The 23,758-nt window shown below is 65.5% G+C and carries 27 protein-coding genes and 1 pseudogene; 14 read left to right on the plus strand and 14 right to left on the minus strand.

The window, feature by feature from the left end; translation table 11 throughout:
• Positions 1-777: 777 nt before the first annotated feature.
• From QA642_RS20965 to QA642_RS20980, 4 genes are read right to left on the minus strand one after another with little or no spacing between them, the layout of a single operon-like run.
• Positions 778-1,080, minus strand: a complete 303-nt coding sequence (locus tag QA642_RS20965; RefSeq protein WP_283086299.1) for a LuxR C-terminal-related transcriptional regulator — start codon at positions 1,078-1,080, stop codon at positions 778-780.
• Positions 1,081-1,131: 51 nt separating this feature from the next.
• Positions 1,132-2,355, minus strand: coding sequence for an ABC transporter permease (locus QA642_RS20970; RefSeq protein ID WP_283086300.1), 1,224 nt, complete (start codon positions 2,353-2,355; stop codon positions 1,132-1,134).
• A complete protein-coding gene (locus QA642_RS20975; RefSeq protein WP_283086301.1) occupies positions 2,352-3,077 on the minus strand; it encodes an ABC transporter ATP-binding protein in 726 nt (241 codons plus the stop codon). The genes QA642_RS20970 and QA642_RS20975 overlap by 4 nt, the downstream gene beginning before the upstream one ends.
• A complete protein-coding gene (locus QA642_RS20980) occupies positions 3,074-4,498 on the minus strand; it encodes an efflux RND transporter periplasmic adaptor subunit (RefSeq protein WP_283086302.1) in 1,425 nt (474 codons plus the stop codon). Before QA642_RS20980 ends, QA642_RS20975 begins: the two co-directional genes overlap by 4 nt.
• 593 nt (positions 4,499-5,091) lie before the next feature.
• On the opposite strand from QA642_RS20980, the gene QA642_RS20985 reads away from it, so the two are divergent.
• The 6 genes from QA642_RS20985 (at position 5,092) to QA642_RS21010 (ending at position 8,101) form a co-directional block, all read left to right on the plus strand.
• Positions 5,092-5,724 carry a response regulator gene (locus QA642_RS20985; RefSeq protein ID WP_283086303.1) on the plus strand — a complete coding sequence of 211 codons (633 nt, stop codon included), beginning with the start codon at positions 5,092-5,094 and terminating at the stop codon, positions 5,722-5,724.
• Positions 5,725-5,915: 191 nt separating this feature from the next.
• On the plus strand, positions 5,916-6,308 hold the full coding sequence (locus QA642_RS20990; protein ID WP_283086304.1) for a curlin subunit CsgB: 393 nt from the start codon (positions 5,916-5,918) through the stop codon (positions 6,306-6,308).
• 142 nt (positions 6,309-6,450) lie between these two features.
• Positions 6,451-6,843 carry a curlin gene (locus tag QA642_RS20995; protein WP_283086305.1) on the plus strand — a complete coding sequence of 131 codons (393 nt, stop codon included), beginning with the start codon at positions 6,451-6,453 and terminating at the stop codon, positions 6,841-6,843.
• A 46-nt stretch (positions 6,844-6,889) separates the two neighbouring features.
• Positions 6,890-7,300: a curlin gene (locus QA642_RS21000; RefSeq protein WP_283086306.1), complete on the plus strand. Its 411-nt coding sequence runs from the start codon at positions 6,890-6,892 to the stop codon at positions 7,298-7,300.
• A gap of 46 nt (positions 7,301-7,346) precedes the next feature.
• Entirely contained in the window at positions 7,347-7,796 is a 450-nt protein-coding gene (locus tag QA642_RS21005; protein WP_283086307.1) for a curlin repeat-containing protein, read from the plus strand.
• A gap of 11 nt (positions 7,797-7,807) precedes the next feature.
• Positions 7,808-8,101: a hypothetical protein gene (locus QA642_RS21010; RefSeq protein ID WP_283086308.1), complete on the plus strand. Its 294-nt coding sequence runs from the start codon at positions 7,808-7,810 to the stop codon at positions 8,099-8,101.
• A 55-nt stretch (positions 8,102-8,156) separates the two neighbouring features.
• Here QA642_RS21010 and QA642_RS21015 read toward each other — a convergent pair whose 3' ends face one another.
• A complete protein-coding gene (locus QA642_RS21015) occupies positions 8,157-8,438 on the minus strand; it encodes a hypothetical protein (RefSeq protein ID WP_283086309.1) in 282 nt (93 codons plus the stop codon).
• Between the two features lie 283 nt (positions 8,439-8,721).
• On the opposite strand from QA642_RS21015, the gene QA642_RS21020 reads away from it, so the two are divergent.
• Positions 8,722-9,174: a hypothetical protein gene (locus QA642_RS21020; protein WP_283086310.1), complete on the plus strand. Its 453-nt coding sequence runs from the start codon at positions 8,722-8,724 to the stop codon at positions 9,172-9,174.
• Between the two features lie 55 nt (positions 9,175-9,229).
• Here QA642_RS21020 and QA642_RS21025 read toward each other — a convergent pair whose 3' ends face one another.
• Complete coding sequence (locus QA642_RS21025; protein WP_283086311.1) at positions 9,230-10,069, minus strand: GNAT family N-acetyltransferase; 840 nt, start codon at positions 10,067-10,069, stop codon at positions 9,230-9,232.
• 99 nt (positions 10,070-10,168) lie between these two features.
• Between QA642_RS21025 and QA642_RS21030 the strand changes: the two genes are divergently transcribed.
• Both QA642_RS21030 and QA642_RS21035 read left to right on the plus strand, forming a co-directional pair.
• Positions 10,169-10,873, plus strand: a complete 705-nt coding sequence (locus tag QA642_RS21030) for an SDR family oxidoreductase (RefSeq protein ID WP_283086312.1) — start codon at positions 10,169-10,171, stop codon at positions 10,871-10,873.
• Positions 10,874-11,146: 273 nt separating this feature from the next.
• On the plus strand, positions 11,147-11,980 hold the full coding sequence (locus QA642_RS21035; RefSeq protein WP_283086313.1) for an outer membrane protein: 834 nt from the start codon (positions 11,147-11,149) through the stop codon (positions 11,978-11,980).
• Positions 11,981-12,044: 64 nt separating this feature from the next.
• Here the strand turns inward: QA642_RS21035 and QA642_RS21040 are convergent, their stop codons facing one another.
• Positions 12,045-13,106: a serine hydrolase gene (locus QA642_RS21040; protein ID WP_283086314.1), complete on the minus strand. Its 1,062-nt coding sequence runs from the start codon at positions 13,104-13,106 to the stop codon at positions 12,045-12,047.
• Positions 13,107-13,392: 286 nt separating this feature from the next.
• Here QA642_RS21040 and QA642_RS21045 point away from each other — a divergent pair, with 286 nt between their 5' ends.
• Positions 13,393-13,779 carry a metalloregulator ArsR/SmtB family transcription factor gene (locus QA642_RS21045; RefSeq protein ID WP_283086315.1) on the plus strand — a complete coding sequence of 129 codons (387 nt, stop codon included), beginning with the start codon at positions 13,393-13,395 and terminating at the stop codon, positions 13,777-13,779.
• Positions 13,780-13,781: 2 nt separating this feature from the next.
• Positions 13,782-14,273, plus strand: a complete 492-nt coding sequence (locus tag QA642_RS21050; protein ID WP_283086316.1) for an SRPBCC family protein — start codon at positions 13,782-13,784, stop codon at positions 14,271-14,273.
• 102 nt (positions 14,274-14,375) lie between these two features.
• Here the strand turns inward: QA642_RS21050 and QA642_RS21055 are convergent, their stop codons facing one another.
• Positions 14,376-14,702 carry a hypothetical protein gene (locus QA642_RS21055; RefSeq protein WP_283086317.1) on the minus strand — a complete coding sequence of 109 codons (327 nt, stop codon included), beginning with the start codon at positions 14,700-14,702 and terminating at the stop codon, positions 14,376-14,378.
• A 388-nt stretch (positions 14,703-15,090) separates the two neighbouring features.
• Here QA642_RS21055 and QA642_RS21060 point away from each other — a divergent pair, with 388 nt between their 5' ends.
• Entirely contained in the window at positions 15,091-15,357 is a 267-nt protein-coding gene (locus tag QA642_RS21060) for a hypothetical protein (protein WP_283086938.1), read from the plus strand.
• 42 nt (positions 15,358-15,399) lie between these two features.
• On the opposite strand, the gene QA642_RS21065 is transcribed toward QA642_RS21060, so the two are convergent.
• From QA642_RS21065 to QA642_RS21080, 3 genes and pseudogenes are all read right to left on the minus strand, one after another.
• Positions 15,400-16,386, minus strand: coding sequence for a tripartite tricarboxylate transporter substrate binding protein (locus QA642_RS21065; RefSeq protein ID WP_283086318.1), 987 nt, complete (start codon positions 16,384-16,386; stop codon positions 15,400-15,402).
• 46 nt (positions 16,387-16,432) lie between these two features.
• Positions 16,433-17,630: pseudogene (locus tag QA642_RS46570) on the minus strand (CaiB/BaiF CoA-transferase family protein).
• Position 17,631: 1 nt separating this feature from the next.
• Positions 17,632-18,513, minus strand: a complete 882-nt coding sequence (locus QA642_RS21080; protein ID WP_283086320.1) for an IclR family transcriptional regulator — start codon at positions 18,511-18,513, stop codon at positions 17,632-17,634.
• Positions 18,514-18,727: 214 nt separating this feature from the next.
• Here QA642_RS21080 and QA642_RS21085 point away from each other — a divergent pair, with 214 nt between their 5' ends.
• A complete protein-coding gene (locus QA642_RS21085; protein ID WP_283086321.1) occupies positions 18,728-19,570 on the plus strand; it encodes a hypothetical protein in 843 nt (280 codons plus the stop codon).
• On the opposite strand, the gene QA642_RS21090 is transcribed toward QA642_RS21085, so the two are convergent.
• Positions 19,551-20,228 (minus strand): response regulator transcription factor, encoded by a 678-nt coding sequence (locus tag QA642_RS21090; RefSeq protein ID WP_283086322.1) that lies wholly within the window; start codon positions 20,226-20,228, stop codon positions 19,551-19,553. The genes QA642_RS21085 and QA642_RS21090 overlap by 20 nt on opposite strands.
• On the minus strand, positions 20,225-21,607 hold the full coding sequence (locus QA642_RS21095) for a HAMP domain-containing sensor histidine kinase (RefSeq protein WP_283086323.1): 1,383 nt from the start codon (positions 21,605-21,607) through the stop codon (positions 20,225-20,227). The genes QA642_RS21090 and QA642_RS21095 overlap by 4 nt, the downstream gene beginning before the upstream one ends.
• A 187-nt stretch (positions 21,608-21,794) precedes the next feature.
• Between QA642_RS21095 and QA642_RS21100 the strand changes: the two genes are divergently transcribed.
• The gene (locus QA642_RS21100; protein ID WP_283086324.1) at positions 21,795-22,661 is read left to right on the plus strand and encodes a DUF3280 domain-containing protein; all 867 of its coding nucleotides are present in this window, start codon (positions 21,795-21,797) and stop codon (positions 22,659-22,661) included.
• Between the two features lie 54 nt (positions 22,662-22,715).
• On the opposite strand, the gene QA642_RS21105 is transcribed toward QA642_RS21100, so the two are convergent.
• Positions 22,716-23,753, minus strand: a complete 1,038-nt coding sequence (locus tag QA642_RS21105; protein ID WP_283086325.1) for an L-idonate 5-dehydrogenase — start codon at positions 23,751-23,753, stop codon at positions 22,716-22,718.
• Positions 23,754-23,758: the final 5 nt, after the last annotated feature.

Here is a 23,758-nt window from a genome sequence, read left to right on the forward strand (position 1 = left end):
CAAGAGGCGGAGGGGTATGAAATAGGGTTGGGGAGGGCCTCAACCTCACGGACAAGTCATTGCGAGCGTACTTTGTAGGATGGGTAGAGCGAAGCGAAACCCATCATGCGTCCCCGTAGACAAAAGGTGATGGGTTTCGCTTCGCTCTACCCATCCTACGGCCTCCCAGACACAGCTTCGCATCCTCGCGGCGCATTTCGCCCGAGCTTTGCTGCATCTCATCACCCCCAGTGAAAGAGGGCGCAGGGAAGACCGGGTGCCGGCCGGGCACCCACGGTCCACTGTGCGAAAGGTGGCAACAAGAATTTGCACAGCGGCATACAGGTGAAGCCAAGCATCCGGCCTTCCCTGCGCAGTGGTTGGAACGGCGTATGTCGTGCTCTCCCCGGGGAGCGATGCACCATTGCCCCCGTCGCCGTGCAGATGGCTGATGCGCGTGCCCGGTCGGGCCGCCACATCACCGCAAGACTTGACGCACAGACCCCGGGCGTCAGGACCACACGATTTTGCCGTACGTGAACCGCACCCGTCGCTGGCGCGACGCTCTCGCTCACGGTTGCCCGCCCTGCGAAGCTTTTCGCGCCGATGTGATCCACGCCCACCGCCGCCCAGCCCACGTTCGTGACGATCGCGATACGCCCCTCTTTCTTGGGCCGGAGTGCGCAATACTTAACAAAAATCCGAATTCGAATAAAGAGAATTATATTGTCGCCGTGCCGTTGACCCGAATCTGGGTGTTTCGCCCCGATGCGGCGCAAGCAATTGTGGTCAGGACGGTCAATCCGGTGCGGTCGGCACCCGCGTCCGTGCGAGCGCCTGCGCCGTCGCATAGTCGCCGCCATTGGCCAGATCGCGGCGGAGCGATGGCGGCGCCGTGTGCAGGGCGTAGATGATCGCGACCTGGGTCCGGTTCTGCAGGCGATATTTTCGCATGATGTTGCCGATATGCGCCCGCACCGTGTTTTCGGAGATCTTGAGCTCGTAGGCGATGTTCTTGTTCTGCAGTCCCCGCGCGATCAGCATCATCAGTTCGCGTTCGCGTGGTGTCGGCGCAATCAAATCCTTCAGATCCCGGCTCATGGCTTGCTCCTCCCTTGGCCTGCGAAATGAATTTGGCCCCCCAGCATCTTCTCACTCCGTCTTGAGCGCCTCGATTGGGCTGAGCTTGGATGCCTTGTGGGCGGGGTAAAAACCAAAGACGAGACCGGTCGCGATCGAGAAGGCGAGGGAGAGGCCGATCGCCTGGCCGTCGATCGAGGTGATCCACCCGGCCATGCGGGCGACCGTCATCGAGAGCGTGACCCCGCCGCCGACGCCGATGGCGCCGCCGAGCAGGCAGAGGACGAGCGCTTCGCAGAGGAACTGGAGACGGATGTCCCGCATCCTTCCACCAAGCGCGCGGCGGATGCCGATCTCCCGGGTGCGCTCGGTGACCGACACGATCATGACGTTCATGATGCTGATGCCGCCGACGAGCAGCGAGACCGAGGCGATGGCGACGAGCAGGAGCGCGACGGTGCGGATCGCTCCCTGCTGCGCTTCCATCGCGGCGGCCGGATCCTGCACCTTGAAATCGTCCTCCTGGCCGGCGGGGACCCGGTGGCGCTGTCGCAGCAGGCTCTCGATCTCCGATCGCGCCCCCGCCATCTGACCGTCCGCGGCGACCTTGGCGATGATGTAGGCCACCGAATCCCTGTTGATGTTGCTCGCGCTACCGAGGAAGCGCAGCTTGGCCGTGGTGAGCGGCACGAAAGCGACATCGTCCTGCGCCGGTCCCTTGCGATCGAGCACGCCGACCACTTCGAGCGGGACCTTCATGATCCTGACCTGTGCGCCGATGGGATCGTCGCCCGGCGCGAACAGCTCGCGCGCGACGGTGCTTCCGAGGATCACGACCTTGCCGGCGCCGGCTTCTTCAGCGCCGGAAAAATAGCGCCCGGTCGCAAGCTGCCAGTCGCGCACCATGAAGTGTCCGGTCGTCGTGCCGTTGATCGTCGTATTCCAGTTCTTGCCCTCGTGGATCACTTGCGCGGTTCCGGCAATCGAGCCGGCCGCGGCCTGGACTTCCGGGATCTGCTCGAGGATGGCCTGCACGTCGCTCTCGGTCATGGTCAGCTTGCTGCCGTCCTTGAGGCGCACGCCGCCCTGGTAGACCGCGCCGGGGGTGATCATCAGCACATTGGCGCCGATCGACCGGATCTGCTCCTGAAGGCGGAGCTGGGCGCCTGACCCGATCGCAAACACGGTGACGATGGAGGCGACGCCGATCACGATGCCGAGCATGGTCAGGAAGCTGCGCAGCGGATTGAGGCGCAAGGCGTGAAGAGCGATCTGAAAGCCCTGGAGCATCGTCATGATGCGGCGCTCCGTTTCGGCAGGACCGGAGCGAAGGATTCGTCGGCGACGACCTCGCCGTCATGCAGGCGGATCGTTCGCCGGCACTGCGTCGCGATGCCGGCATCATGCGTGATCATCACGATGGTCTGGCCGGTCCGGTTGAGCGCGGCGAACAGCGCCAGGATCTCGGCGCCGGTGCGGCTGTCGAGCGCGCCGGTCGGCTCGTCGGCGAGCACGATCAGCGGAGAGGCGATCAGGGCGCGCGCGATCGCGACGCGCTGCTGCTCGCCGCCCGAGAGCTGCCGGGGGAAGTGATGGGCCCGGTGCAGCATGCCGACGGCCTCCAGGCTTTGCTCGGCGCGCGAAAGGCGCTCCTTCCGGCCGACGCCGCAATAGACCAGCGGCAGTGCGACATTCTCGATCGCATCGTGACGGGCGAGGAGGTTGTAGGACTGGAACACGAAGCCGATGCTGCGGGCGCGCAGGGACGAGCGGCGGTCTTCCGAGAGATCGGCGACGTTGGCGCCTTCGAGGAAGACCGCGCCTGCGCTCGGCAGATCGAGCAGCCCGATCATGTTCATCAGCGTCGACTTGCCGGAGCCGGACGGCCCCATCACGGCGACGATCTCGCCTTGCTCGATGTCGAAGCTGACATTGCGCACCGCAGCCACCGCTACGCCGTCGGTGCGATAGGTCCTGGAGACCGACTGCAGGCTGATGAGGGGCGGAGAGGCGGTCATGATCCGAACCTGATGCCGAGAAATTCCATGCCTGTCGGACGGATGGCCTGGCCGACGGCCACCTGACTGCCCTCGACCAGATCTCCGCTCTTGAGCGCGACCTGTTCGGTGCCGGCCGCGCCAACCGTCACGGCAACGCGCTGGAGCGCGCCGCTCGCGGTGCGGACCCATACCCCACTGTGTGCGGCGTCCGGCCGGGCGCCGGAGGGTTGGAAGCGCAGCGCGGCGAGCGGCACTTTCAGCACGTCGTCATGCCGCTCGATCACGATCTTCACCAGCGCGGTCATTCCGGGCAGCAGCGCGCCGTCCAGGTTGGAGGTCGCCAGCACGACGGTGTAGGTGACGACGTGCTGCTGGTTCTGCGGCGCCTTGCGCACCTGCCGCACCACGGCCTCGAAGCGGCGGTCCGGGTAGGAATCCACCGTGAAATAGGCGTGCTGTCCGGAGGCAATGCGCCCGATATCGGCTTCGTCGACCTGGGCGTGAATCTCCATGTCCTCGAGACGGTGCGCGACCACGAAGGTGGTGCGCGATTCCAGACCGACCGCGAGTGTCTGGCCCTCGTTGACGAACCTGCCGACGACGACGCCGTCGATCGGCGAACGGATCACGGTGCGGTCGAGATCGGCCTGCGCCGCGGCGAGAACGGCCGCCTTCTCCGGCACGGCCATGCGCGCCTGCTGCAGTTCCGCCTCGATCCGGCGGACGTCGGCCTGCGCCCCATCCACCGAATAGGAGTTGAGGGACACCATCACCTCCGCTTCGCGCTCCTGCGCGAGGCGGGCGGTGAATTCGGTCTGGGCATCGTCGACCGTCGTCGTCGCCACCACGTTTTGCGACTGGAGCGCCAGCTTCCGCTGGAGCGTCTTCTGCGCCGAGCTCTTGACCGCCTGCGCGCTCTCGAGCTTGGCGGCGAGCACGTCGCGGCTGCCCTTGGCGTTCTGCAGATCGATCCTGGCGCGGTCGAGCTTGGCGCGAGCGACGTCGACCAGGGAATTGGCGACGGCGAGCGAGGCCCTGGCTTCGTCGACCTTGGCCGCGAAGCTGCGTGGATCGATCAGGGCGAGCGGCTGATCCTTAACGACACTGTCGTTGAAATCGACATAGACCCGGGCGAGCTGTCCGGACAGCTGAGACCCCACCTCGATCGTCTTGACCGGCTGCAACGCGCCGGTGACCGTGACGGTCTGCTCGATGCTGCCGCGCTGGATCGCGGCGTAGCGGAACACGGGCGCATCCACCCCGAAGGTCGGGACCTCGCGCCCGACGGGCACGAGCAGGCGCCTGGTCGATTCATAGGCGCGGGCGGCTTTCTCCGCGGCGCTGCCGGCTGCGCCGGTGATGGTGGTCGGCCCGGCGGCGTAGAGCGCGGCGACGCCACATGCAGTTCCGAACAAGGCAATGACTGGCACAAATCGCATATCAAAACCCGCCTCTTTGAAATGGTTGCGGGGCATCACGAGAGATCGCGCTATGGTTGTAAATCTTCCCGAGCGGTCCCGATCGTCTCGGCAGTATGTCGCTGGTCCCGGGCCGACGGTCGGGCGCGATTCCCGATCCAGTAGTAAAGTCTGCGGGGTGCGACCTTTCGTGATTTGCTGGGATCACATACCGGGAGTATTCGATATGACGCGCGCGGTATCGAATTCGATAAGCTGACTGCACGTCGCGTCTGGTCTGCCAAAAGCAGTAACCAGCCGGCGTTGACGTCGGCACATGGATGGCGACGCCATGACGCAGTTGGCGATACCGCGCACGCGGCCGGATGGCGACATCCGCGACACGACGCCTCGCGTGATGCCTGTGGCGGGCTCCATTCCCCGCAATCACGAAGTCCGAGATGTGAACGCCTTCACTCGTCTTGGGCGTGTGTTGGCTCTAAGACGTCGAATCGGCGGATCGACGCTCGTGGCCCGATCCGCTCCAACTCATCCAAGCACCTTGTTTGCGATCACAAAAAGAATGCACGGCTCGCTGCTTGCTCAACGAGCCCCAAGCCGGGGAGTTTGTTGTCATGAGTTCAGATCAAGCCACAGTTTATGTCGTTGACGACGAGATTCAGATTCGAACCGCGATCGGGAGTCTTTGCGAGGAGACCGGCCACAAGGTGAGGTTGTTCGCATCGACGGACGAGTTCCTTGCGGAGCGCATGTCGGCGGGGCCTTCGTGTCTCGTGCTCGATGTCCGCTTCCCGGGCACTGCGCCGACAGGGCTCGAGCTTCAGCGCCGGCTCGCGGAGACCGGCGTTCCCATTCCGATCGTCTTCATCAGCGGTCATTCCGACGTCCGCGTCTCGGTCGAGGCCATGAAGCGCGGCGCGGTCGAGTTTCTGCCAAAACCCTTTCGTGAGCAGGAGATCCTCGACGCCATCAGGCATGGCATCGAGCGCGACCGCAGGCGGCTGGAGCGCGAGGATACCATGCGCGAGGCTCGCCAGCGCCTCGAGACGCTGACGGCGAGGGAGCGCGACATCATGCTGCTGATGGCCGAAGGGCTCGTCGCCAAGCAGATCGCGGCACGGCTCGGCGTCAGCGAAGTGACGGTGAAGGTCCATCGCGCCAGGATGATGCGAAAGCTGGAGTTGCGCTCGCCGATCGAGGTGGTGAGATTGATCGACAGCATCGGCCGCGAAGCGGAGGCGACGTGAGCCGTTGCGGCGACCGCACATCCGAGCCTGCGGACGGCGAGATCCTGCGCAACGTCTAGTCCGTATCGACTAGCATGAACTGCAGTCTGTCGCACCGAGCGCGATCAGTTCACAGTCATCCCTACGATGTCGGCCTCCTCCAAGACGGCATCCGAACCCAGTCAGACAACTCGGCTAGAAAGGGATTTTCCATGCGCAAATTGTTTTTTGCTTCCGTTGCCGTGCTCGCTCTGTCCTCCGCGGCGCAGGCTGCCAACACCGCAACTACGGTGCAAGTCGGGCTCGTAAACGGCTCCAGCGTGAACCAGCAGGGCCACGTGAACGACTCCTCGACCACCTCCCAGCTCGGCCTCCTGAATACCGCGACCACCATGCAGGGCACGACCACTCCGTCGCTCAACAATGCGAGCTCGGTGACTCAGGTCGGCGTCTTTGGCAACTCGGCCACCACTGGGCAGGTTGCCACGGGCAACAACACCAGCTCGATCAGCCAGTCCACGCTCTTCGGCCTCCCGCCGAACAACGCTGCCGCCGTTGGGCAGCTCGGCCTCGGCATCAACTCCAGCACCATTACGCAGCACTAAGCCAGCCCCGTATCGGCCCCGGGCGCGTCCACCGAGCGGCGCGTCCGGGTAATACTCGACAGGCCATACTCGAAATCACCGCGATCAGGTTGCCCGAACGGGGCGGCGGGTCGGCGGCTGACATTTCGCGGAGGATTATGACATGCGCACGAAATTTTTCGTTACGACGGTCGTCATGCTGAGCGCGCTGAGTGCTGTCGATGCCCAAGCCGCTAACTCGATTAGCGTGTTGCAGTTCGGCGCGACAAATCTCTCGTCCACAGTGCAGACCGGCCCGGTGAACAACACCGCGACGACGCTGCAATTCGGCGCGACCAACACCGCATCGAGCTTGCAGTTGGGATCGCTGGCTTCGGCCAATTCGGCGACGATAGGACAGGGCGGCACGACCCCCACCGCGACGAATAACGCCGCGGTCGGTCAGGTCGGCGGCGCCAACACGAGCTTGATCGGCCAGATTGGCCTGAACAACGCTGCCGGGGTGTCCCAGCTTGGCATTCTGAACGGCTCCACGATTTTGCAGCAGGCTCCCTAACCTGAGATCGTGTTTTGGCCCGGCACAGATAGTGTGGAGGCATATGATGAATAAGCATCTTCTGGTCGTTGCGACGGCGATCCTCCTCTCCTGCTTTGCCGCGAACGGCCCTGCGCGGGCGCAAAGCGCTGACATCAAGACGATCGTCTCGGTCAACGGGCCGCCGGTCGTCTTGAACCAGAGCAGTTCGACCAACCTGGCCGGCGTGTTCATGATCGGCGGTAACACCAGCGCGACTGTCACCCAGAACGGCTCGAATAATGCTGTCGGCATCCTGCAATTCGGTGGGGTGACGTCGGCTTCGGTCGGGCAGACCGGCATGTCCAATTTCGCGTTCGTCGGCCAGACCGGTCAGTCGGCGACGAGCGTCGTGTCGCAGCTCGGTGCCATGAATAGCGGTGCCATCGCCCAGTTTGGCATGATCAACTCGTCCACGGTTGTTCAACATAGCCCGTAGGACGACTGCCGGTTCACCGGCGTCGCGCATGCCAAAGGGGAAGACGATGAGGTATGGCAAGCAGCTCTTGGTGCTGGCAGCGTTGCTCGTCACGATCGGTGCGGCGACGCAGGCGTCGGCCGGATCGGCCCAACGCACCCTGACCAACCGGAACGTGAGCATCGAGACGATCGTGCAGTTCGGCGACAATGTTCAGCCTGTCACGATCGAGGAGAACAGCCGCATCAACATTGCGCGGGTGATCCAGATCGGCGGAACCGGCACGGTGGACGCGACGATCGTCCAGAACGGCATGCGCAACTATGTCGATGTGATCCAGGTGGGCGGCACCACCAATGCGGCGGTCGGCCAGTCCGGCCTCAGCAACACCGCTGAGATCACCCAGATCGGCAATTCCACCAATGCGCTCCTGCTCCAGATCGGTGATATGAATACGGGAGCGGTGCGGCAATTCGGGCGTTTCAACTGGCTGGCGATCTTTCAGTTCGGTCGATGAAGGAGCGTGACATGAGATTATTTCTGCTCGCATCCGGAATAGGGATCATGAGCGTGATCGCAGCGGCGCCGGCCGGGGCTGCCGACGGTCACACCACGGTGGTCCAGGACGAAAACGGCACCTCCGTCATCACGCAGAGCGGCGATCCGGCGCAGGCCGAGGTGAAAATCGAGAAGGAGCCCGGGCGCACCACGGTCTACCGCCGCAGCGGCGGAAACACCGCCATCGTGACGCAAGGCACCGGAAATGGCACCGGAACCACGCAGGACATGCTCGACTGGCTGCGCAAGCAGCAGGGCCGCTGACACGCGAAGGCCCACCGTCCGCGGAAGGATGATGGGCCCAGGCCGTGAGCGGACGCTACCAGCGATAGACGCCGGTCAGCGTGCCGTTGTTGTTGCCGTCGGGGCCGACGTCGCCCTGCGTCGAGCTCGGTGCCGGATGGTTGCTGCCGTTGAGCGCGCCGTATGGCCCGGTGACGCCCGGATGATACGCCCGCGGCTGAACCGTCTCATAGGCCGGAGCACTGCGGTCCCAGCCGGCGCGCGGCCCGTTCCAGCCATAGCCCTGCGCCGATGCGGCCGAGGTGCCCGCGATGAGCGATACCGTGACCAGGCAGGAGAGTTTTGACTTGTTCTGCATTGAGGATGCTCCATTTCTTGTCGCGGGCCAACGACCGCATTGGGGGAGCGTTCCGGACGTATCTTGGCGGCGCCAATCAACTCAGATCAACTCGTTATGAAGGGCCGGTCGTGGAACGAAGCGCCTGAAACGCGTAAAGATTCCGGGCGTTCTGCCGCACCCAGATCCGCGTTCATGCCGGGCCTTAACCAAACATTAATTATACGTTTGCGGGCGGGTGACGGCCCGGCCTAGCGTGCGGTGGGGAGCTGCTTTTCGCGAAGCCAAACGAGTGGTGCGTATCATGATGTCCAGATCATATGGGGCGCTGTTCGCCTCGCTCAGCGCAGCCGCGCTGCTCCTTAGCCCCAGCGACAGTTTTGCACGACCCGGCGGCGCTGCGCCGCATGGCACGGTCGGCGCTGCCGTGCCGCCGGCCGCGGTGGCGCGTCCGCCGATCGCGCCGGGTGCCAGGTTCCGTGGCCGCAATATGCCATGGGTCTATTGGCCGGGCGGCGGCGGCTTCTTCTACGACAGCACGGGCTACAGCCAGCCCTTTGCCGATCCCGGGCAGCCGGCCTCCACGGACGTGCGCTACACTTACACCTATGACGTTCCCTGGGACTGGACGCATCGCTTCCCGCCGAACGTCGTGCCGTCGGACCGGCCCTACGTGCCGAGCTGCCCGACCGAGCAGGTGACGGTGCCCGGCCGCGGCGGCGGCGAGCACACCGTCAACATCATGCGCTGCTACTGAGCATCTTGAGCATGATCTTTTCGGAAAACCGCTTCACACTTTTCCGGATCATGCTCTAACCAAGTTCAAAGCTGGTCACGCCGAAGACGCGGTCGATCCGCAAGCTCGGGATCGGCCCGGTATACATCCGCGCCGTCTCGAACACCGGCTTGAGCCCGAGCTGTTCCGCGAGCGCGATCGCCTCGCGGTTGACAGCGGGGACATCGAGGAAGATCTCGCCGCCGCCCGCGCTTGCGAGCAGGGCCTGCACGATCGCCTCCGCCGCGGCGCGATCGTCGGCGACGAGCGGGCCGATCTTGCAGCCGCTCCGGCACGGCCGGATCACGCCCCATGCGGCGAGCTTGCCGTCGCGCATCAGCGCGCGGCCGACATGGCCTGATGTCCCGATCCAGGCGCGCAGGAACGCGCTGCGCCGGGCCGGGAACACGGTCGCATCGTCGGCCTCCACCAGCGCGAACGGGACCGCGTCGAGCGCGACGACATCGGCTCGCGGCGATGCAGCCGCAACGACGCCGCCATAGCGGATGTTGGCGTAGGCGAGCTGGAAGCCGGACTTCTTGTAGTTGTCCTGCTGCGCCACGACGCCGTCGAGCCCGATCACGCGCGAGGCTGCATGCGCGATCGCCGCGTTCCAGATTCGCAGACCATGTCCCGCGCCGCGAAAGCGCTCGCGCACGATGTAGAAGCCGAGGAAGGCGAAGCGATCATCGTAATTGACGCAGGAGACGGTCGCGACGGGCTCGCCGTCGATCTCGCCGACGAAGAAACCCTTCGCGTCGGGGATGGCGAAGCAGGCGGCGTCTAAGAGGCCCGGATTCCAGCCCTCGGCCGCGGCCCAGTCCGCGGCGAGGGAAATTTCGTCTGGGCGCAGATTGCGGATCTGCAGGTCGCTCATGACGGATGCTCTCGGCGGTGGACCTGCCGGCAGGTCCGGCAGTAGAAGGCCTCATGATAGGCCGGGCCCGCGGCTCGCCTCAACACAGGGATGATGGTCATGGCAGCAGAGAAGGTCGCACTCGTCACCGCCGGCGGCAGCGGCATGGGGGCAGGGGCTGCGCGGCGCCTTGCGGCCGACGGCTTTCGCGTCGCGATCCTGTCGTCCTCCGGCAAGGGCGAGGCGCTGGCGGCCGAGCTCGGCGGGTTTGGCGTCACCGGCTCCAACAAGTCGAACGACGATCTGAAGCGCCTCGTCGACGGCGCGCTCGCCAAGTGGGGCCGCATCGACGTGCTCGTCAACAGCGCGGGCCATGGGCCGCGCGCGCCGATCACGGAGATCACCGACGAGCAATGGCACACCGGCCTCGATACCTATCTGCTCAACGTGATCCGTCCGACCCGCCTGGTGACGCCGGTGATGCAGGCGCAGAAGGGCGGTGCCATCATCAACATCTCGACCGCCTGGGCGTTCGAGCCGAGCGCGATGTTTCCGACCTCCGCGGTGTTCCGCGCCGGGCTTGCCGCCTTCACCAAGATCTTCACCGACACGCATGCCGCCGACAACATCCGCATGAACAACGTGCTGCCGGGCTGGATCGACAGCCTGCCGCAGACGGACGCGCGGCGCGACAGCGTGCCGATGCGGCGCTACGGCAAGGTCGAGGAGATCGCTGCGACGATCGCGTTCCTGGCCTCCGATGGTGCGGCCTATATCACCGGCCAGAACATCCGCGTCGACGGCGGATTGACACGCTCGGTCTGAGGCTGGCCTAGCGAATCGCATTCTTCCGGCCTTGTTGTGATGCGACACGGCCATGCATCACGCGTCGCCGGCGAGGGATGACGCGTGGCCTTTGCGTCACACTCGCGATGCGTTCGCGCGTGGGGCGGCTCACACTACGTCGCAGTCCCAACGAACTTCGCCGCAACCCAAGACGATGGGCGATCCACGACCTATGCCGAGCCTGCGCAGGACGGCTTCGGCCCGCGCGCATTTCGAAGCGCGAGGTCAATCGCGCGGGGCAAGGAGACTGGAATGAAAAAGTTTTTGCTGGCGGTCGCTTCGGTTGTGCTCGGCACCGCATCGGTGCAGGCGGCCGACCTCGCGGCGCATTACACCAAGGCGCCGGCGATGGCGCCGGCCTATAACTGGACCGGCTTCTATGTCGGCGGCAATGTCGGCGGGCAGTGGGGCAGCGCCGATCCGACGACCTCGACCGTGTTCTCTCCGGCCGGCTATTTCGCCGCCAGCAGCGTGCCGGCCATCAACACAGTCGGCGCCCAGAGCGTCAATAGCTCCAGTGTCACCGGAGGCTTCACCGCCGGCTACAACTGGCAGGTCAATCACGCCGTGTTTGGCCTCGAAGGCGACATCAACTATTTCGGCTTCAAGGGCAGCGCAACCGGCTCGGGGCTTTATCCCTGCTGCGCACCAAGCACCTTCACCGTCAACGCTTCGGTATCGGCCGACTGGCTCGCTACTATCCGCGGCCGCATCGGTTTCCTCGCCACGCCCAATTGGCTGATCTATGCGACCGGCGGTGCAGCGATTTCCGAGGTGAAAGGCAATTTCGTGTTCACGGATAACTATTTTGCCGGCGCGAGCGAATCCGCCGCGGTGCGCGACACCCGGGTCGGATGGACCGCTGGCCTCGGCGGCGAATACGCAGTCGGCAATGGCTGGTCGCTGAAGGCCGAATATCTCTATGTCGATCTCGGTCGCATCGCGACGACCAGCACGAATCTCACGTCGGCGACGTTTGGCCCATTCCCGAGCAGCGTCTATACCCACTCGGTCGATCTCAAATCGAACATCGTGCGCGTCGGCGTGAACTACAAGTTCGGCGGACCGGTCGTCGCCAGATACTGAGCTTCATCCCGTTCCGGATCTGGTGTGGAAAGCCCCGGCTCAGCTGGGGCTTTCTGCTTTGAAGCTAGCCGCCGTGCGAGGCGACCAGATGGGCGAGCGCGGGCAGGATCTTGTAGCGGGCGATCTCGTGCGGATATTCGCCGCGATTGGCGAGCAGGACGATGCCGATCCGCCGCGCCGCAACGAGACCGAGATAGCCGGAGGCGTTGTTAAGGCCGCCCGGCTTGTCGACGATGGTGACGCCAGGCAGGCGCACATTCTCCCAGGCCATGCCCTGTCCGAATTTCTCGTCGACGCGGAAGACCTCGTGTTGCGCCATCCGCAATGCCTCGCGCAGATGCGGGTCGATCGACCGGCCGTCGACTGAAGCCGCAACGAATGCACCAAGGTCGCGCGCGGACGAAAACATCTGGCTGGTGCCGGGAAAATCGAAATAGCTCTGCTGATTGCCGGGCGGGCCGATTGCCATGCCCTGATCGGAATAGCCTTGCACGACGCGCTGCATCCAGGCCCCGTCCATGACGGCACGGTTGTCCGGCCCGCGTTCGGGCACAGAGGTCGCGGTCATGCCGAGCGGCTTGAGGATGCGCTGTTCGAGCAGCGTCGCGATCGGGGTGCCGTAACGGCGCTCGAGCACGAGCTGAAGCAGCACGTAGCCGGCATGGCTGTAGACGCGTTGCCTGCCGGGCACTTCGCCGGCCTGCGGCTCCCATGCGTTGACCATCTCGATGAATTGCGCCCGCGTGAAGGAGTCGTTCGGCCAGGGCGGATGGTCGGTCGGCAGCAACAGTCCCGATGTGTGTGCGGCGAGCTGACCGACGGTGACGCGGCGGACATAATCACCGGTCAGCTCAGGCAGATATTTCGGCAAGGCATCGTCGAGCCGCAATTCGCCGCGGAGCGTGCCGAGCGCGACCAGCGTCGCCTCGAATGGTTTGCGCAGGGATCCGAGATTGAACAGCGTGTCCGGCGTGACCGGTCGGCGCGTCGCGTCGTCTGCAAAGCCGAACGTGAAGAACTCGAGATGGCGCCCGGCATAGAGTGCGGCGGCAAGACCGCCCGGATGGTCCGGCGTCGCGGTCGGCGCGAGCTCGGCGGCGACGATGTCGCGCATCTGCGCGATCATGTCGGAATCCGCAAATGCGCGCCGCGGGCGAAGCGCGATCGCCAGCGGAACAAGCGCAGCCCGGGCGAAGCTTCGTCGGGTGATCGGGAATGATGTGACAACAGGCGGCACGCGCTCGGACGAATCATGCTTGTGCGCCCCCGGATATCTTTTAGCGGTGAGGGTGGGAGGTCCCAATTCACGATTGCGCGTTGTGAGTTTCGCGGGGCCACGTGCCACGAGATTTTACTTAGCCAATCGGATAACAATTGTTGACGTCCGTCGTCCGCTGTGATTAGTTAGCCTCATGGCTAACCAATTATCCCATCTCGACCAGGTTTTCGCGGCCCTTGCCGATCCCACCAGGCGGGCGATCGTGATGCGGCTGTGCGCCGGCGAGGCGTCGGTCGGCGAGCTCGCCGATCCCTTCGACATGGCGCTGCCGAGCTTCATGAAACACATCCACGTGCTGGAGCTGAGCGGGCTCGTGCAGTCGGAGAAATCCGGCCGCGTGCGCACCTGCCGTCTCAGTCCGGATGCGCTTGTCGGCGCCGAGGACTGGTTCCAGCAGCAGCGCGCGATCTGGGAGGCGCGGCTCGACCGGTTCGAGGCCTATGTGATGAAGCTCAAGAAGGAGAAGGAGGCGGCCGCCGCCAAACGGCCGTCCCGAACAACCAAACGGAAAGGTACCTGACGATGACGAGTTCTGCCAATCCCGCCTTGTCGCAATGGTCGATCGACCGCGAGATCGTGATGTCGCGCGTGATCGACGCGCCGCGCGAGCTGGTGTTCGAGGCGTGGTCCGACCCGAAACATCTGCCGCAATGGTTCGGGCCGAAGGGATTCAAGATCGAGACCTTCGAGATCGACGTGCGCGTCGGCGGCGTCTGGCGCTTCAACATGATCGGCCCTGATGGCACCGTCTATCCGAACCGGATGCGCTTCCGCCGCATCGAGCGTCCATCCTTCATGGAGATGGACCATGGCGTCGACCAGGACGACGATCCCGGCATGTTCCGCTTCACCCTTACCTTTGCCGAGCAGAGCAACGGCAAGACGGTGCTGATGATGCGGCAGCTGGCCTCGAGCACCGAGCAGCGCGACGGCATGATCGGCTTCGGCGCGGTCGAATACGGCTACCAGACGCTGGACAAGCTGGCGGCCTATGTGTCCGGCATGAAGCGGTAAGGCTTCGGCATGGATCGGCCCCAGCGAGTGGAGGATCTCGCTGGGGCCGCACTTGCGCGCGCCATGAACAGGGACCGGCTTCGATGCGCGATCAGTGGTCAGCTAGCGCCGCGGCGTGACGCCGTTCGAGGGCGGGGTCGTTTCGTTGCGCATGCCGGGGGAGCTGGAGGCACCTTGTCCGCCGCGTTCCACATGCGAGATGCCGCCACTGCCACTGCCGGCACCTCCTGCGCCTGCACCGGCTCCGCTCCCGCCCGAACCGGATCCGCCTGAACCCGCGCCCGCGCCAGCTCCGGCGCCTGCGCCGCCACCGGCTCCGCCGCCAGCGCCACCACCGGCACCGCCGCCCGCACCTTGTGCGAACGCTGCGCCGACCGAAGCGCCCGCCAGCATCGCGGCTGTGAAGATCGTCAGCATTGTCTTACGCATCTTGCTTCTCCTCGGGGTTTTGACAAGCGACCAATCGCGCGCGGCGCCAACCCGTTCCTATGCGAAGCGTGGTCAGAGTGCGTTGGTGCGGACACACGACAACCTGATCGAATGTTGAGCGAGGAGATCGAGCGCAGTACGCAAAGGCGGCCACGCGACTCCATGTTGTCGAAACTGCGGTCCACGGGTAGCGTTCCTGCGAGCGCAGATGGTTTGGTGTTCTGTTATCGCAGGTTAGCGTCGGGTCCGTGGATCGGAACACCGGCCGATCAGCTGCGGCAAACCGCCTGGATGCCCGTAGGAACGATCCGAACAGGTTGCGGATTGTGGGCGAGGCCAGTCAATGCGAAAGGACAGGAACGATCGCGGCCGTTTCGCTTTGGCGGTGATGACGCATATTATCTTCAGCGACTACCGCAATACGGCTGCCGAGGAAGCCTACGAGATCGCCTGGGACTTTCTCACGCGGGCCGGCGCCATTCGCAATGAGTTCGAGGCCTGCGTGTTCCTGGCGCAGCGGATTGCCGTGATGGTCGACCAAGGCCAAACCAACCGCATCCGCATGGCGAACCGTGCGATCTCCGAATATCAGCACCACGTCGATGAGTGCGACGATCTCATCCGCTGCGGCGGCTGCCGCGGCGAGGGGCGTTGAGTATCCGATGCGCCGTGCCCGGGACGCCGGCGCGGCGGCGCGCTACTCGCCCTTGAGCCCGGCCTCGCGGATCAGCGCGCTCCATCTCTGCGTCTCGTTGTCGATGAATTGGCCGAACGCGGCGGCACTGGCCGGCCGCACCTCCAGGCCTTGGGCCGTCAGCTTGTCCTTGATCGCCGGTTCAGCGAGCGTGCGCAGCACCTCAGCCTGAAGCTTGTCAACGATCGCCCGCGACGTCGTTGCGGGCGCCATGAAGCCGTACCATCCGGCGGCGACAACGTTGGGAAAGCCCTGCTCGCGCAAGGTCGGTGCCTCCGGATAGAGCGCGCTGCGCTCGGCCGAGGCGACGCCGAGCACCAGGAACTTGCCGCTCTGGATGTAAGGCAGCGCGGTCGGCAGCGCCGTCAGCGTGGCATCGACACGGCCGGCGAGCAGCTCGGTGTAAGAGGCTGCATCGCCCCGGAAGGGAATGTTGAGACCCTTGACGCCGGCATCCCGGAACAGGAGTTCGCCGGCAAGATGGGGCTGTGAACCGGCGCCGGGCGAGGCGAAGGTCAGTCCCTCCGGCTTCGATTTGCCGTAGGCGATCAGCTCGGGGAGTGTCTTGAACGGCGCATCCGCGCTGATGATCAGGAACAATGGCGCGATCACCGCCATCGCAACCGGCTGGAGGTCCTTGCGCTCATAGGTCAGCTTGCCGAACAGCGCCTCGGCGGTGGCGTAGGGCGCCGCGACGTAGAGAATGGTGTAGCCGTCGCCCGGCGCGTGCGCGACGGTGTCGTTGGCGATGCGGGTGCCGGCACCAGGCTTGTTCTCGACGATAAACTGCTGATGCAGGCTGCGGCCGAACTCCTCGGCGAGCAGACGCAGCGAGATGTCGTTGGAGCCTCCGGGCCCGTAGGGCGAGATCAGCCGCACGAGACGCGACGGCCAGGCATCCTCGGCGTATGCGGTCGAGCCCGGGAAGGCGGCGAGGCCGCCGGCGATCGTGCCGAGCAGGGTTCGGCGTGTGACCTTGAACGAAGCCACTGTTTCTTCCTCCCTTTTGTTGTTGTTCGTTATTGTTGTTTCGACGTCAGATCACCTTCCGTTGGGTGAGCTGTTCGATCTGCTGGTCCGAGAGGCCGAGCCAATCGCGATAGACCTCGCGATTGTCCTGGCCGACGTCGCCGGCGGCTTGACGCATCCGCGTGGGATCGACGGTGAAGCCCGGCACCGCGTTGGTCATCGCGACGGTGCCGAAATCCCGGTCGGGGATGCGCGTGATCACCTCGCGTGCCTTCACCTGCGGATCGCTCGCGATCTGGTCGATCGCATAGATCGGCGCGAGCGTCCCCTGCGCGTCGTTGAATTCCGCAAGAACCTCGTCGAGCGGATGTGCGGCGCACCAGGCGGCGAAGATGTCGTTGAGCTCGGACGCGTGCTCGACGCGCCGGTCATTCGTCGCGAAGCGAGGATCGTCGATGAGGTCGGGCCGTCCGATCGCCCGGCAATTCGCCGCGTAGAGTGCGTTGGTCGAGCCTGCGAGCGTCACCCAATGTCCGTCGCTGGTGCGAAACACGGCGGCCGGTGCCGAATAGCCGTTGGCGTTGCCGATGCGGCCGCGCACGACGCCGAGCTGGTCATGCTCGATGGCGAGGACGTCGAGCAGGCGGAAGGTGGCTTCGGTGAGGGCGAGATCAATCTCCTCACCGGGGGGCCTCCGGATCCCGCGCCCGCTTCCACAGCGCTGCGAGCACGCCGACGGCGCCGAACAGGCCGCCGATCGAATCCCCGATCGGGTATCCGGGATGGGTCGGCTCGCCCTCGCGCTCGCCCGTGATGTAGGTGAGGCCGCCCATGGCCTCGAAGATGCGGGCAAAGCCGGGGCGCTCGCGGTAGGGCCCATCCTGCCCGAAGGCGGTGGCGCGCAGGATGACGAGGCGCGGCTGGATCGACCACAGCACCTCCCTGGACAGACCCCAGCGGTCGAGCGTTCCCGGACGGAAATTCTCGATCAGCACGTCGAAGCGCGGAAGCAGCCGCTTGAACAGGGCAAGTCCGTCCGGCGTGCGCAGATCGAGGGTGGCGAACTTCTTGTTGCGGTTGGCGGCCTTCCACCACAGCGGCTTGCAATCCTTGAACGGCGGAAACGAGCGCACGCCGTCGCCGTGTCCGGGCATCTCGATCTTGAGCACGTCGGCGCCGTAGTCGGCGAGCAGCGTCGCGGCGAATGGCGCGGCGATGATCGTTGCGATATCGAGAACCTTCAATCCCTCGAGCGGCCCAGCCATGTCATTTCCCTGCGCCTATGATCTTCTTTTTGCGCGGCGGCGTTCCGGGGGCCGCTTGCTTGACGATGGCGCGGATGCTGTCGGCGAGCGCCGCGATGCGCGGACCGATCTCGCCTTCCAGCTGTCCCGGCTGGAGGCGGAACGCGGGGATGCCGCAATTGATCGAGAATGACTGCTGCGTTTCGCTCGCATGAAACAGCGGCGCGGCGACAGCGTGGATCGAGGCCATGTACTCGCCCCAGCAAGTGCAGAAGCCGCGGCTGGCGCATTGCGCGAGGCCGGCGCGGTAGTTGTCGCGAAAGGCCGACCAGAGCTCGGCGTCCTCGCTTGCGATGCGCTGTTCGAGCAGTGCCGCATCGGCCGGCGGCAAGGTGGCCGCTGCGGCGCGGCCCATCGCGGTCATCACCACGGGAATGGGCATGCCGATGTCGGGAATATGCGGGCCGACGTCGCCGGAGCGCGCGGTCTCGACATAGATCATCGACGTGCCGTCGAGCAGGCCGATCGAGACGGTGCCGCGCACGCTCTGCGCCAGCTCCTGCATCATTGGCCGCGCGACCTGGCGGAATTGCATGTCAGCGAGCAGCGGATGGGCCATGCGCAGCGCGCGAGCGCCGACGCGATATTTGGCGCGCCTGGAATCGTAGTGAAGGTAGCCGAGCTCGGCGAGCGTGTGCGTCAGCCGCGCCACGGTCGGCCGCGGAATGCCCGTCAGCCGCGACAATTCCAAATTGCCGAGCAGCGTTGTCCCGGCCTTGAAGGTCTCGAGCACCACGAGGCCTTTTGCCAGCGTGGTTGCGAACGCGGCGTCATCGGCGCTCGAAGCCAGCGCCGCGGCGGCGGATGGGGGCGTGTGCGAGAGTTTGGCCGCAGATCGATCCATGCGGCCTTAATGAACCTTGGGTGCGCGACTGTCCAATAGATTCGCATATTGCGTCAGATGTGTCCATTATGCGGACACCGTATAGCAGCCGCCGCGCGCGAAAAAGATTCCCGCAAGACACTGCCGCACACAGATTTTTGTCGTGATTCCGTGACGTCTTGTGACAGGATTATTACGAACACGTGTCACATCGATTACGGCGGAGCGATTCATCATGTTGCAGTGGCAGGCGCGGTCAAATCCCCTCGCGTGGTGGTGGGGGTCGCTGACGCTTGTGAGCAGCGCCAACATCCTCGTCTGGCTCATGCTGTACCGTGAGTTCTATCCGACGGTTGCGGGCAGCGTCGGTGGCGGCTCGGACATCGGACTGATGTTCCTGCTCTGCGCCGGCTATGTGTTCGGCTGCGCCTTCCGCTCGGTGCTGCCGCGCGCCGACGTGCAGCGCATCTGCCTGTTCGACACCTGGCTGTCGAGCGTCGTCGTCGGCCGAACGGTTGCGACCGTGGCCGAGCTCTGCTTCGTCGCGCAATGGGCGATCATCCTGCATCAACTGGGTCACATGACCGGTGCGGAAACCGTGGTGAACATCGCGCTCGTGATCGTGCCCATCATCATCATCGCGGAGTGCTTCTCCTGGTACGCGGTCGTGACCACTAACTTCCTCTACAACGCGATCGAGAACTCGCTGTGGGCGGTGACCTTCTTCCTCGCCGGCGTCGCGCTGTGCCGCTTGATGCCGGAATTCCAGGAGCCGGTGCGCTGGGCCCTGATCGCCGGCATCGTCGGCATTGCCTGCTTCCTCGCCTTCCTCGTCACCGTCGACGTGCCGATGTATCTCAGCCGCTGGCGGGCAGGGCATGCCGAAGGCAACCGATTTCTCGGCCTGCTCGAAGGCCTGCATGACGTCTCGACGCGCTGGGTGGTGACCCACGACATCGCGCACTGGAAGGGCGAGCTGACCTGGATGTTCCTGTATTTCAGCGCCGCCGTATGGTCGAGCCTCGCGCTTTGCGCGCTCTACGCCATGGAAGGCTATCTCACGCGTTATCTGGCCTGAGCGATCGGGTCTCCCCGAGATCGACCTCGGTCAACAGTCCCTGGCGCAGCGCCAGCCGGACCAGCTCGATGTCGGAGCCGACGCCGAGCTTGTCCTTGATCAGCGAATGCAGGTTGGCCACCGTCTTCGGGCTGACATGCAGCGTCTCGGCGATCTCCTCCGTCGTGTTCTCGGCGAGCAGCAACCGCAGCACCTCGAACTCGCGCGGCGTCAGCACGTCGGCGGCCGAACTCTCGCCGCTGATGCGGCTCAGCGCCAGCTCGTGGTCGATGTCGGGACTGATGGCGATCTTGCCGGCCAGCACGTCCATCACCGCGCGCACCAGCGTCTCCGGCGGGCTCATCTTGGTGACGTAGCCGCGCGCGCCGGCGCGGATCGCCTGCACGGCGAAACCGGCGTTCTGGTGCATGGTGAAGACGAGGATCCGTGCGGACTTGTCCCATTGCCTAATGCGCCTGACGGCCTCGATGCCGCCGATGCCGGGCATGCTCAGGTCCATGATGACGAGGTCGGGCGCCTCGGATTTGAACAGCCGGTAGGCCTCGGCGCCGTCCGACGCCTCGGCGACGACGCGCAGGCCCGGCTGCTTCTCGAGCACGGAGCGATAGCCTTCGCGTACGACGGAATGATCGTCGACCAGCAGAATGGTCGCGGTCATGCCGCGTGCTCCAGCACCGGCCGATCGGCGGCCGCGAGCGGGATGACGACGCGCAACGCCGAGCCGCCGTTCGGTCCCGGCTCGAAGCTCAGCCGGCCGCGCAGGGCCGCGACGCGCTCGCGCATGCCGAGCAGGCCCATTCCGGACTTCCCGGCGGGATCGGCCGAGCGTCCGTCATCGTCGATCGCGAGTGCGATCTCGTCGGTGCGCATCGTCAGCTCCAGGCTGACCTTGGTGGCGCCGGCATGCTTGGCGGCATTGGTGAGCGCCTCCTGCACGATGCGGTAGAGATTGGCGCTGATCGTCGCGGGCAGGGTTTCGAACGTGCCGTCGAAGCGGATCGCAAAGCGCGTCTCGCCGCGGCTGCGTCCGTTCCACCCCGCGACCAGGCCTTCGAGGCTGGCGACGAGCCCAAGCTCCTCGACGTCGGGCGGGCGCAGCCGGAACAGCGCGCCGCGCAGCGTCTCCATCATGCCGGTCGCGGTCCGCGCAATGCCGTCGCATTCGCTGAGCAAAGCCGGGCAATCCTGCGCGGCGGTCTGGCGGGCAGAGGAGGCGAGCGCGCGGATGGCAGCCAGCGACTGGCCGAACTCGTCGTGCAGCTCGCGCGCCAGATGACGGCGCTCCTCGTCCTGGAGCGCGATCAGTTTCCGCGTCAGCTCGTTGCGCTCGGCGAGCGCAGTGTCGAGGCTTTCGGCGAGATGGTTGAAGACGTCGCGGATGGCGGACAGCTCGGCGAGGTCGAACGGCGGCAGCCGCGCGGTGAGGTCGCCGGCGGCGACCTGTTCGAGGCCGGTGCGGATCATGCGGGTCGGGCGCAGCGCCCGCGCCAGCGCGGCGTAGACCAGGACGCACAATAGCGGCAGGGCAATTGCGAGCGCCAGCATCAGGCGGCCGGCCTCGTGCCAGGCCTCGGCCGTCTGCACCGCCGGATCGAGCCAGACCACGGCATCGCCGAGCTTTGCTCCGCGCACGACCACCGGCCGAGCCGCCTCGCGGCCGGGGTCGAACAGGCTGCGATAGAACGCCGTGAAGGCCTGTGGCGGCGGCGTTGCCGGAGGCACGCCACTACAGAAGCGCTGGAGCATGTCGCCGCTGGTGCCGCGGACGGCCAGACACAGGCCGGGCGTCATCACATAGGCCGCCACGGGATCGAGATTCGGAAAGTCCGCGCGCGGGGCGGCCACCCACTGGGTCTTGCCCTGCTGCAGCTCCAGCGACTTCGCCACGATGCCGGCGATGCTGTCGATCCGCGCATGAGCCGCGCGATCGGCCGTGATGAGGAAATAGGCGGAGATCGCGGCGAAGCAGGCGGCCGATATGGCGGCCACGCGCAACGTCAGTCGGACCTTGAGATCGAACCTCGGACGGTTCCACATCGGCGGACACCTGGCGAACGGATTTGTCGCCTGCGCATTAAACGGCAGAACGCAAGCCGCGCAAAGCCTTACGCTTTACCGCACTGCAACGTCGTGAAATTTTCCCGGCGCTGATCGGGACTGGCGCTGCTGCATGGCGCAGGGCCGCCCGCCAGATTGCGCCGCCGCTCCATCACATGAGGCCCGCATGCGCTGCACCCGATCGATCCTCTCTGCGCTTTTCCTCCTCGTCCTTCCGGCGGCCACTTCGCCGGCGACCGCCGAGGCCGCCCTCGGCGTGGCCATGGACGATTTCAGCTATACCGATACGTCGGCCGAGCCGGCCAACCAGACCGCTGCCCACGAGCGGCGGCTGTCGGCGTTCATGGCGGCGCTCAGGCGGGACATCGGCGCGGGCGGCCGCTACCGGCTGGCGCCGTCGGCCCAGGACGGCGCCGCGTTCAAGGTCATCGGCGGCATCCAGAAGACCAGCACGCTGGTGCAATGGGCCAAGGTCGCCGTGATCGATGTCGGTGCCAAAAAGCTGGTGATGGACAAGCTCTACACTTTCCGCGGCGACAATGATGAATCATGGGAGCGCGCCGAGATTTTTGTCTCGCGCGAGGTGATGGCCGCGCTCGCCACGCCCGCGCCGGTCGCGCTGGCGGTGTTCGATTTCGAGCTCGAGGACACGACCGCCGCATCAGCTGGCGCGTCGGCCACGTCGGATGCGTCGTACCTCGCCGAAGTCACCGCCGGCGTGCGCGAGGCGCTCAGTCAATCCGGCCGCTATCGCATCGTCGATATCGGTGGCGAGGTGGCGAAGGCGCATGCCTTGCGCGATTGCAACGGCTGCGAGGCGGCGATCGCGCAGAAGCTCGGCGCGGACCAGTCGCTGATCGGCGTCGTGCGGCGGGTCAGCCGCACCGAATACACGCTCGGATTCCAGGTCCGCGATGCCAGGACCGGCGCGGTGCTGGCGCGCGGCGACAGCGGTCTGCGCATGGGCGCGGACTATTCGTGGAAACGAGGGGCCGTGCGGCTCGTGAGCGAAAGGCTGGTCGAGAGCCAGTAGCGCTCATTCTTTTTGAGCATGATCTTATCGGAAAACCGCTGCCACTTTTCCGGATCATGCTCCGAAAGTCAGCTGCACCTTCATCGATTGCGACCGGTCGCTGGCGAGCTCGAAGGCGGCGACCGCGTTCTCGAACGGCATGGTCGCTGTGATCAGCGGCTTGACGTCGATCAGGCCGTCGCCCATCAGCCGTACCGCCAGCTCGAACTCGGGATCGAAGCGGAAGGTGCCGCGGAGCTGCAATTCTTTGGCGACGATCGAATTGATCGGCAGCGTCATCTCGCCGCCGAGGCCGAGCTGCACCAGCGTCGCGCCGGGCCGGAGCACATCGAGCGCGGTGCGTAGCGCCGCCTGATTGCCGGAGGCCTCGAACAACGTGTCGAACACGCCCTTGCCGGCGCGCCAGGGATCGAGCGCGGTGGCATCGGTGGCGACATTGATCGCGTGCGTGGCGCCGAGCCTTTTCGCGACTGCCAGCGGCGCATCGGCGACGTCTGTCACCACGATCTCGGACGCGCCGCCAAAGCGCGAGACCAAAATCATCAGCGCACCGATCGGGCCGCAGCCGGTGATCAGCACGCGCTTGCCGAGCAGGGGACCGGCCTGCTTGCCGGCATGCAGGCACACCGCGAGCGGTTCGGCGACGGCGGCTTCTGCCAGCGACAGCTTGTCGGAGATCGGCACGGCCTGCGTGGCATCGACGGTGATGAACTCGCGAAAGCCGCCCTGCACATGGGGAAAGCGCATCGCGCTGCCGAGGAAGCGCATGTCGAGGCACTGGTTGCGCATGCCTTCCTGGCAATGCGTGCATTGGCCGCACGGCTTGCTCGGATTGACGGCGACGCGGGTGCCAGCCTTCACGCTGGTGACGCCGTCACCGGCTGCGGCGACCACGCCAGCGATCTCATGGCCAAGCGCCATCGGCTGCTGGATGCGCACGACGCCGAAACCGCCGTGATGGTAGTAGTGCAAGTCGGAGCCACAAATGCCGCCATTGGCGATTTTGACGCGGACCTCGCCCGGGCCGGGCTCCGCATCAGGGTAGCTGTCGATCCGGAGGTCTTTCGGAGCGTGGATGACGACGGCGCGCATTGGTC

Source organism: Bradyrhizobium sp. CB2312 (assembly GCF_029714425.1).
GTDB lineage: Bacteria > Pseudomonadota > Alphaproteobacteria > Rhizobiales > Xanthobacteraceae > Bradyrhizobium.